At 37.3% G+C, this 9,612-nt stretch carries 10 protein-coding genes and 2 pseudogenes; all 12 read left to right on the forward strand.

Going from position 1 to position 9,612, the window contains the following annotated elements:
• Positions 1–2,267 (forward strand): colicin E5-related ribonuclease (locus PROCOU_RS15605; protein WP_279625200.1); only part of this gene is annotated, 2,267 nt, incomplete at its 5' end.
• A gap of 172 nt (positions 2,268–2,439) precedes the next feature.
• The gene (locus PROCOU_RS16865; RefSeq protein ID WP_051994462.1) at positions 2,440–2,700 is read left to right on the forward strand and encodes a hypothetical protein; all 261 of its coding nucleotides are present in this window, start codon (positions 2,440–2,442) and stop codon (positions 2,698–2,700) included.
• Between the two features lie 166 nt (positions 2,701–2,866).
• Complete coding sequence (locus PROCOU_RS17870; RefSeq protein WP_159101249.1) at positions 2,867–3,028, forward strand: hypothetical protein; 162 nt, start codon at positions 2,867–2,869, stop codon at positions 3,026–3,028.
• A gap of 143 nt (positions 3,029–3,171) precedes the next feature.
• Entirely contained in the window at positions 3,172–3,666 is a 495-nt protein-coding gene (locus tag PROCOU_RS15615) for a DUF3885 domain-containing protein (RefSeq protein ID WP_149023688.1), read from the forward strand.
• On the forward strand, positions 3,659–3,787 hold the full coding sequence (locus PROCOU_RS19405; protein ID WP_077913489.1) for a DUF3885 domain-containing protein: 129 nt from the start codon (positions 3,659–3,661) through the stop codon (positions 3,785–3,787). Before PROCOU_RS15615 ends, PROCOU_RS19405 begins: the two co-directional genes overlap by 8 nt.
• 302 nt (positions 3,788–4,089) lie before the next feature.
• A complete protein-coding gene (locus PROCOU_RS15620) occupies positions 4,090–4,542 on the forward strand; it encodes an RHS repeat domain-containing protein (RefSeq protein ID WP_159101251.1) in 453 nt (150 codons plus the stop codon).
• Between the two features lie 49 nt (positions 4,543–4,591).
• Positions 4,592–4,855, forward strand: a pseudogene (locus PROCOU_RS19410) (colicin D domain-containing protein); the annotation flags it as partial.
• 11 nt (positions 4,856–4,866) lie between these two features.
• The gene (locus PROCOU_RS15630) at positions 4,867–5,490 is read left to right on the forward strand and encodes an Imm64 family immunity protein (RefSeq protein WP_036074255.1); all 624 of its coding nucleotides are present in this window, start codon (positions 4,867–4,869) and stop codon (positions 5,488–5,490) included.
• Between the two features lie 91 nt (positions 5,491–5,581).
• Complete coding sequence (locus PROCOU_RS16870; RefSeq protein ID WP_149023689.1) at positions 5,582–6,940, forward strand: carbohydrate binding domain-containing protein; 1,359 nt, start codon at positions 5,582–5,584, stop codon at positions 6,938–6,940.
• A complete protein-coding gene (locus PROCOU_RS16875; protein WP_051994465.1) occupies positions 6,909–8,672 on the forward strand; it encodes an RHS repeat domain-containing protein in 1,764 nt (587 codons plus the stop codon). The genes PROCOU_RS16870 and PROCOU_RS16875 overlap by 32 nt, the downstream gene beginning before the upstream one ends.
• A 38-nt stretch (positions 8,673–8,710) precedes the next feature.
• Positions 8,711–8,956 (forward strand): DUF1871 family protein, encoded by a 246-nt coding sequence (locus PROCOU_RS15640; RefSeq protein WP_036074256.1) that lies wholly within the window; start codon positions 8,711–8,713, stop codon positions 8,954–8,956.
• A gap of 290 nt (positions 8,957–9,246) precedes the next feature.
• Positions 9,247–9,612, forward strand: a pseudogene (locus tag PROCOU_RS15645) (RHS repeat domain-containing protein); the annotation flags it as partial.

Raw genomic sequence — 9,612 nt, forward strand, 5'->3', positions numbered from 1 at the left:
ATAAACCGATTGCGCGCTTGAAAATCTGGACGCTATTCCGTGGCAAGCATACAGGGAAAGCTTGGTTTGATAACATGCGTGTAATTGACGGGGAAGTGTTGACGGAGAATACGTATGATAGTGCTGGAAATTATGTGGTCGCTTCGTATGACGAAGAGAAACGTAAAACAAGCTTTACGTACGATGTATATGGTAACAAACTCACAGAGACCGATGAAAAAGGAAACAAGAAGAAGTTAGAGTATAATCTGGATAATCAATTGATGAAAACAACTTTGGCGAATGGCACAGCGTTATCGTACCAGTATGATGATAATGGCAATGCCACAGATAAATTCGTAACAGCAGATAGCAAAGAGCAACAACATAGTTATGCATACAATAGTGATAATAAGATAACACAATTTACAGATTCCGAGGGTCAAAAAACAAGTTATGAGTATGATGCGAATGGAAATCAAATAAAAATCATCAAACCAAGTGGTGATATGATTGAAGATATTTATGATTCCGCAGATCGTAACGCTGAGATAAAATGGAATGGAGAAACTGTATTTAGCTATCAATTGGATGCAAATGGAAATGAAACCAAAGTTATTGATACTAAAAAAGATGTTACAAAAGAAAATACGTATGACATTGCTGAACGCTTGGTAAAACAGACAGAACGCAGTGGAGTTGTTTCCTGGACATACCAAAATACTGTAAACAATGGAGTTATAGGTACAAGTGATAAAGTAAGCGAAGTTTTGGTTTCTCAGAAAGATTATCAAAATAAAGTGAGTTATGGATATAATCAATTGAATCAGAATGTGAAAGTAAATGATGGCAAACATAACTATCTGATGGATTACGAAGAGTCAGGTAATGTAAGTAGCTATACTTCTGGTAACGGTGTGGTTAGTAACTTTAGTTATGACAACACGCGTAAAATTAATGAAATCCAAATTGGAAGTAAGTTGGGAGTCTCTATTTTTGAAGAGAACTACACATATGATACAGTGAATCGGCTCGTAAATATCAAAAGCTCCCAAAATAGGAATACAAGCTATGAATACGATACGATTAATCAGCTAACTAAAGAAAATCTTCCTAACGGAACAATTAAAACGTATGCGTACGATGGTTTTGGGAATCGTATAAAAGTGACAGATTCAAAAGGATTGAAAGATAGTAAGGCTAGTTACAACAGTGCTAACCAACTAGTCGATTGGAATGGTAGTCAAATAATCTATGACAAAAATGGAAATCGACTATCTGACGGGAGGTATATCTATCAATGGAATATCGCGGATCAATTAGTATCTGTTAAAAAAGTTGCGGAGAGTACTCCATTTGTAACCTATGAATATGACGATAAAGATCGTCGTGTGACTAAAACACTTCATGGAGAAGTGACCAAATATCACTATGATGGTGATACGATTAATGTGTTGTATGAAACGGATGCAACAGGGACATTGTTGCGTCATTATATTTATGGTGCTGGAAATACACGTCTAGCTATGAAGGCAGGTGGAAAAACTCTATTCTACCATCACAATTCTCGTGGTGATGTAGTGGCTATGACGGATGAGGCAGGATCTGTTGTTGCGGAGTACAGTTATGACGCTTGGGGAAATGTATTAGAATCAAGCGAACTAACAGAAGAGGCGAAACAGAATACGATTGGTTATGCCGGTTATACCTATGATAAAGAAATAGGTATGTATTACTTGATCGCTCGTTATTATGAACCGGAACAAGGTGTGTTTATAAGTTCAGATCCAGATAGTGGGGATGACGATGATCCTAGTTCGATGAATGGTTATAACTATGCGAATAATAATCCTGTTACGAATATCGATCCAGATGGTCATTTCTGGATGTGGATTCTAAGAGGTGTCTGGATTGGTGGCAAATACGTTGTCAAAAAATCTAAAAAATGGGTTAAAAAAGCTCCTAAGAAAAAGCCGGGTGATAGCCTTAAATTTGGTAGTAACACGAAAAAAGCGAATAAGTTAGCTAATCAAATGAAGAGCCGAGGATGGACACAGGCAAGTATTAAGAAATTAATTAATAAACCTTATACTACTAGAAAAAGTACAAATAAGGCAACTGGTAACTCAGCGACTGTTTATTATGATAAAAAAGGGACCTATGTCATTGTGGACAATCGCACCAAAGAAATTGTTCAAGTGAGTAATAGATATGATAAGAAATGGCAACCAGACCCATCAATAATAAACCCTTATAAGCCAAAAAAAATAAAGGAGTGTGGCAACTGAGCATGGATATAGTAAAAAAAATTAGAGAATATGGATAATAATTATAGAACGGGAAAGAATATATATATACACCCTGAAAATATAAAAAAAGGTATTAAGTTCAGAAAAGGAAGTATTAGATTTATTAATTACACCATTTCTGATAGAAGTAAGGAATCAAGAAGTATATGAATTGTTATACTATAAAACTTATAGTGAGGTCATAAATGATGGAAAGAGTGAGACAATAGCATATAACCCTAATAATCTTCTTTCTGCAGAAATAACATCTCAAATATACCCAGGAGCTTATATAAATAAGAGGGATATTTCATTTTTTAGTGAATTTTGGGATTCATACTTCAATTCCATGGGGGAAATGAATTTCAATGATGATTCAACAGCTGTGAAATTACTAAAAAAAGGCGCGCAAATATTTTATGAAGTTGTCTAGTTTAGTGTAACCTGTCAATCAAGAAAAATTCAAGCGCGGTATTAATGAAGTTAGGTCAAACTCTAATTTCATTAATACCCTACATAAGTAATTAGTTGGTTAACGCGACAGAGAAGAAGGCTGTGTATGCCTATAAACAAGTAGGAAATCCTGTGCCGAGGATGGCTTGAAATCAAGTACGCTGACGAGCTATGAGGCGAACCGCATCAAAGAAGTGAGTCCAATACCTAAATCGTTACAGGAAGGGAACGGTGATTATGTTGATTTAGGAAAATTCAATCAAAAAGTGAAAGGTAAGAGCGTAAGGTTTAAAGCGCCTAATGGTTGAACCATTGATAGGGATAAAGCAGGACACGGCGGAAAAGCTTGGAAAGTGAATGATAAAAAAGGAAAGCGGAGAGCACCTGTAAAGGAAAATGGAAAAATCGTTAGCAAATAATGTGGATTAAGTTTAAAAAGGAGTTGAACGCTGTGTATAAGCTTAATGAAGAGTTGAAAAAATATATTAAAGACAACTTTGATAAACAAGAATTAAGTCCGCCACTTTTTTATAATACCGAGTTAGGTATACGTTTTGAATTGGGAGAGGATAGCCCTTATATAGAAGAAAAGCATTACATGAATAGGGTGTATTACCGATCAATCACTCTGTTCAAGGAAATATTTTCATTCAATGATTCTATTTATTTAGTTTGGTTTGTCAAGCCAGATAGGAAAATGAAAGCCACGGGTGTTCTCAAGAAGTATATTAAAAATAGCGCATTGAAATATTGTTTGAGTGTCGAAAAAATTCGAAGAGAGGGAGAGGTTTTTTTGAAAATGGCACTAAAGTGTCATGTGAAAGATATAAAAATAGAAAAAATGTTGGAAGCCATTGCTAATCAAGATATGAATATACATCCAAAATTGGGATGTGAATGCTATTTTATTAATACTAAGAAAAAAAATAATATACTACATGTATGATGATAGAGGCTTAGATGTTGTGGCAAATTCTGTAGATAAGCTGATACCTATTTATAAGCAGTATAGTGAGTGGGTACTACCCTATGATAAAAAAGAAATTATCAGTAAGCTAGGTTTGTGATAAAGGTGGGGTTCTAGATTTTGAAAAAGTAACAAGTAGATAAACAAGAAAGAGGGTGGGAGTTAATCTCAGTCTCTTTTTTCAAGTTGGGGGGGTTGTCAAGAAAAGTGTGTAATTAAGAAATAGAGATATAATGCGACACACGATTCTCAAGGGAATCCAAAAGAAGGAGCTGGTTCATGACAAGTGACCAGTTTTGAATGTGTCCCTCTGCCCATAGTCTGAACCTGTTATATGAAATTAATAGTATTGGAAATGTTGATAAACAGTACACATACTCAGCAGATGGACTGCGCGTATCTATGAAAATTGGAAATAAAACTGTTTTTTATCAATATAATTCTCATGGTGATGTAGTTGCTCTGACCGATGAGGATGGGCTTGTTATAGGGGAATATGTATACGATGCTTGGGGCAATATAGTAAAAGAAATGTTAACAACAGAAGAAGCTAGACAGAATTCTTTTAAATATGCTGGTTACTTCCATGATACTGAAACTGGGATGTATTATTTGAACGCCAGGTACTATGAAGCAAAACAAGGAGTATTTCTTTCGGTAGATTCAGAACCGGGGGATGAGATTAATCCTTTGACTATGAATGGGTACACGTATGCGAACAATAACCCTGTAGAATTTATCGATGCCGACGGTGAGTATGCTGTTGGAATACTGATTCAAGTTCTAAAATGGGGAACAAAATACGTGATAAAAGGGAGGCAAGTGGGTATTCCAAAAAGGGAAAAATTTCTATAAAAAAGCCACTTTACCAAAACCTAAATTCCCAAAGAAACAGCTACAGAAAAAATGGAAACATGCTGAAGATTTTGGAGTTAAGGCCAATTATTCTGCTAAGAATGCTCATTTATTTGAATCTGCATTGAATAAACATATAAAGGGAGCGACAGAGATATTAGATACTGCTTACAGAGGTGGGCAGAAAGTTACCATATATATTAAATCGGGGAAAGGAGTAATTGTGGATAAGAAAGGGAACTTTATAAGTGGTTGGAAAATGAATGCAGCACAATTGAAAAATTATAGGAAACTTGGAACACGGATAAAATAGGAGGTAAGTAAATGTCTAGTTTTTTATCAGCAGGATGTATCTATAAAGAAGAGTCGTATAGAAATGTAATAAAAAAATATATCGATTTGATAAGCGAAGTTGAAAGTATCGAGATTGATAATCTGGTTTGCTATAACTTGGAAAATGACATATCTATTGATATGGATTTGGAAGAATTGGAAAAAGGTGGTAATTTTTCAGAAGTAACTCATATTAACTGTAGCCACTTAGGCAGTAATTGGTCTTTCACGGTACGATTATATGAGGAAGATGGTTATCAAGGAGTCTTATTCGATATGTCATATGACTATATCCCAGAGGATTTTTCATTTCAAAGTTTGGAAGGAAATATAATTAGTGTTTTAATGGCTATCCATTCATGCTATCCATACTATTTTAGCTTTGTAGATACAGAAGCAGAGGTTGATATGTTTGATGAGCCGACGAATATAGATCCGTTAGAAAGTCCCTACGCGGCAATCGTTATTCCTAACAATAATGACTTCCATATCTATCTGAATTCGTGGGAAATCGACGGGATGACGGGTAGAGACAAAAAAGATTGCGTGAAAAGAAAAACATCATTTAGCATAAATGAATTGTTAAATAATATGTTTACTGACAATATTATTTAACAAAAATAGTACAGAGATTAATAGAAGAAGCAAATGGCTAACAAAGAAAGAGTGCGCTGAAAAGTGATGCTCTTTCTTTGTGTAGGGTTATGTGTCAAAATGGTTCTCGCAAGTGTACCAAACCGCGACAGGAACCGTAGCGATGGACAAAAGCACGTCAGCACCGGGTGGTGTGAGTGGCGCAGCTTCCTTGAAGATTACCGGGAAATCCACCGGACGCGGCTTTACGGCTGGGAAACAAATCGTGGAGTTGGAGCCAGATAGCACGTATACCTTGAGTGCACTCATCAAAACGAGTGATATGAAGGATACGAATGTGTTCTTTAATGTCGAGTTGCAAGATGCGACAGGGAAACGCGTGACCGATGGGGAAGCATGGCAGAGCAATCGTTACAGTGATATCAAGGCGAACCGTCCATGGACGAAGCGCCAACTGACGATTAAGACCACGAAAACGACTGCGAAAGCCTACATTTTCCTCGAAGTGGAGCAAAATAAAGACACGGGTGGAACGGGAACCGCGTGGTTTGACAATGTCCAACTGGAAAAAGGGGAAGCATCGGCAACCTTTAACCCCGTCTTGAACAGTAGTTTTGAAACCAGCACAGAATTGACATCGACAGGCTGGTGGCGAGGTTCCACCGCAGGCGCGGACAAAATGGCCATCGATGATACCGAAGGCTTTGCGGATAGCTCCTCGGCACGCATTGTACGCACAGCCGTGACGGACGTGGACAGCAAGTATGGGCAAGAAATTGTACTGAACCAAACCACCGCGAAAAACGTGACGGTGACGGCGATGTCGAAATCAGAGAACGTAGTGAATACCGCAGGTGGCGAGAAGTTATCGAACGATTACGCGATTTTGGCCGAAGCTGTCTTGAACGATGGCGTGACGAAATCCTTTTACGCGCCATTCCCAACGGGAACGAATGAGTGGAACCGTAGTGCGGTGACGGTGGATGTGGATAAACCGATTACGCGTTTGAAAATCTGGACGTTGTTCCGTGGCAAGCATACAGGAAAAGCCTGGTTTGATAACATGCGTGTGATTGACGGAGAAGTACTGACGGAGAACACGTATGATAGTAGTGGGAATTATGTGACAGCATCGTATGATGAAGAGAACCGAAAAACGGCGTTTACGTATGATGTGTACGGCAATAAACTCACGGAAACGGATGAAAAGGGCAATACGAAGCAATTGGCATACAATCTCGATAATCAATTGACGAAAACGACATTAGCCAATGGCACATCGGTAGCCTATAAATATGACGATAACGGCAATACCACTGAGAAATTTGTAACCGCAGATGGTAAAGAGCGACTGAGTAATCACATGTACAATAGTGATAATCAGATAACACAATTCACAGACGCTCAAGGTCAAAAAACCAGTTATGAGTATGATGCTAATGCAAATCAAACAAAAAATCATCAAACCTAGCGGTGACACAATTGAAAATATGTATGATTCCGCAGATCGTAACACAGATATAAAATGGAACGGCAAAACTGTGTTTAGTTATCAATTGGATGCGAATGGGAACGAAATAAAAGTTACTAATACAAACCAAGGCATCACAAAAGAAAATATGTACGACACGGCTGATCGTTTAACAAAGCAGGTGGAACGCGGTGGTGCTGTTTCGTGGCTATACGAAGATGCTGCAACAAATGGTACTGTGGGAACAAGCGATAAAGTAAGCGAAGTTTTAGTTTTTCAGAAAGATTATCAAAATAAAGTGAGTTATGAATATAATCCATTGAATCAAAATGTTAAAGTAAATGATGGTAAGTATAACTATCTGATGGATTACGATGAGTATGGGAATGTAAGTAACTATACAGCTGGTAACGGTGTGGGTAGTAACTTTAACTATGACAGTACTCGTAAGATAAATGAAATCCAAATTGGGAACAAGTTGGGAGCACCTATTTTTGAGGAGAGCTACACATACGATACAGTGAATCGGCTCATAAATATCAAAAGCTCCCAACAGGGGAATACGAGCTATGAATACGATACGATTAATCAATTAACTAAAGAATCTCTACCTGATGGAACAACTAAAACATACGCGTGCGATGGATTCGGAAATCGTGTAAAAGTGACAGATTCAAAAGAATCAGAAGTCAGTAAGGCTAGCTATAACAACAGTAACCAAATAATTGATTGGAAGGGCACTCAAATATCCTATGACAAAAATGGAAACCGCCTTTCTGATTGTAAATATATCTACCAATGGAATATCGCAGATCAATTAGTAGCTGTTACAAAAGTATCGGAGAGTACCCCATTTGTAAGCTATGAATATGATGACAAAGATCGTCGTGTGACTAAAACACTTCATGGAGAAGTGACCAGATATCATTATGATGGTGATACGATTAATGTGTTGTATGAAACGGATGCAACAGGGACATTGTTACGTCATTACATTTATGGAGTCGGAAATACACGTTTGGCTATGAAGACAGGTGGCAAAACTCTATTCTATCATCATAATTCTCGTGGTGATGTAGTGGCGATGACGGATGAGACAGGAACTGTTGTTGCTAATTATAGTTATGATGCTTGGGGAAATGTGCTAGAATCAAAGGAGCTGACAGAAGAGGCAAAACAGAACACGATTGGCTATGCAGGTTATACCTATGATAAAGAAATAGGTATGTATTACTTGATTGCGCGTTATTATGAACCAGAGCAAGGTGTATTTATAAGTTCAGATCCAGATAGTGGGGATGACGATGATCCTAGTTCGATGAATGGTTATAACTATGCGAATAATAATCCTGTTACGAATATCGATCCAGATGGTCATTTTTGGGTTTGGATTCTAAGGGGAGTCTGGATTGGCGGAAAATATGTTGTCAAAAAATCTAAGAAATGGGTTAAAAAAGGTGGTAAGACAAGTAAAGCAAAATTAGGACATGATTTTGGTAAGATGGGAATATTGGTGAAGCATCCAAACATATCAATAAATTGGACGAAGTATGCAGACCATGGCTTAAGTCAATTGAAGAAGCGGGGAATGTCGAAGAAGTTGGCAAATTCTATTGTCAAGAATGGCAAGGCTTTAAAACAAGCAGATGGAAGGAAGTTTGCATTTGTAACGAAGCAAGGTGTGGTTGTTCTTGCTAAAGATGGAAAAAGAAAACCTATGACAAGGCGATGAAGAATATTATAAAACAATTATTTTAGAGGAGGTTTAGTATGAGAAATAAAGTAAAGCATGTTATTGATGAATGGGATCCAATTGAAGTACTCCCATTTGCCCCATCAGATGAATATGAATCAGAAATAAATCAAATTGTTCACTTTTTAAGTAGGCATAAGGTTACAGATTTTGAACTTGCCAATAAAATTAAAACAATTTTTATAAATGCATTTGATGATTCTATAATTCAATTTACAGAAGAAGAGTATCTAGCTATTGCTAGAAAAATTTTAAATGAATAGCTGCATATAGGAGAATGGAAATGGATAATAATAAGATAAATTGAATAAATATCAATAAAGTAGACAGAAAGGGCGGACTTAAAAAGTGTTGCTCTTTCTTTGTTCACTATATGTCATGTCAAAAAGTATGCTTTTTGACACACGTATAAAATCGTGGAAATTACATCCCAAAATATCCGAAAATTGATTTTGAAATATATGGCTTCTGTGGTGCACCTTTTGACACAGAATGACTAACAGATGTATGTAAAATACAGATGGGAAAGAACAGCAAAATAAGCTATGAATAAGATGCCAACGCGAACCAAACCAAAGTAACCAAGCCGAATAGCGATACCATTGAAAGCGTCTATGATTCCGCCGATTGTGCCACAGGTGTGAAGTGGAATGGGCAAACGGCTTTCAGCTTCCAATTTGACCCGAATGGCAACGAAACAAAAGTAACCGACGCAACCACAGGATGGGTGCGCGATAAAACCTACGATGAGGCCGACCGTATCACGAAACAAACCGAACGCGGTGGCAGTGTTTCCTGGACATACAAAGATAAACCGAGCAAAGACAACAAAGGAAAAACCGACAAAATCAATGAAGTCCTTGTTTCCCACGGGGCACACAACTACAAAGCAACGTATGACTACAATGCGTTAGATCAA

This window comes from Listeria rocourtiae FSL F6-920, assembly GCF_000525975.1.
GTDB lineage: Bacteria > Bacillota > Bacilli > Lactobacillales > Listeriaceae > Listeria_A > Listeria_A rocourtiae.

What these genes read in the sequence shown, in the direction of transcription:
- PROCOU_RS19405 (WP_077913489.1), top strand. Translation starts at nt 3,659, where the DNA reads ATGTATGATGATAGAGGCTTAGATGTTGTGGCAAATTCTGTAGATAAG.
- PROCOU_RS15620 (WP_159101251.1), top strand. Translation starts at nt 4,090, where the DNA reads ATGAAAATTGGAAATAAAACTGTTTTTTATCAATATAATTCTCATGGT.
- PROCOU_RS15630 (WP_036074255.1), top strand. Translation starts at nt 4,867, where the DNA reads ATGTCTAGTTTTTTATCAGCAGGATGTATCTATAAAGAAGAGTCGTAT.
- PROCOU_RS16875 (WP_051994465.1), top strand. Translation starts at nt 6,909, where the DNA reads ATGCAAATCAAACAAAAAATCATCAAACCTAGCGGTGACACAATTGAA.
- PROCOU_RS15640 (WP_036074256.1), top strand. Translation starts at nt 8,711, where the DNA reads ATGAGAAATAAAGTAAAGCATGTTATTGATGAATGGGATCCAATTGAA.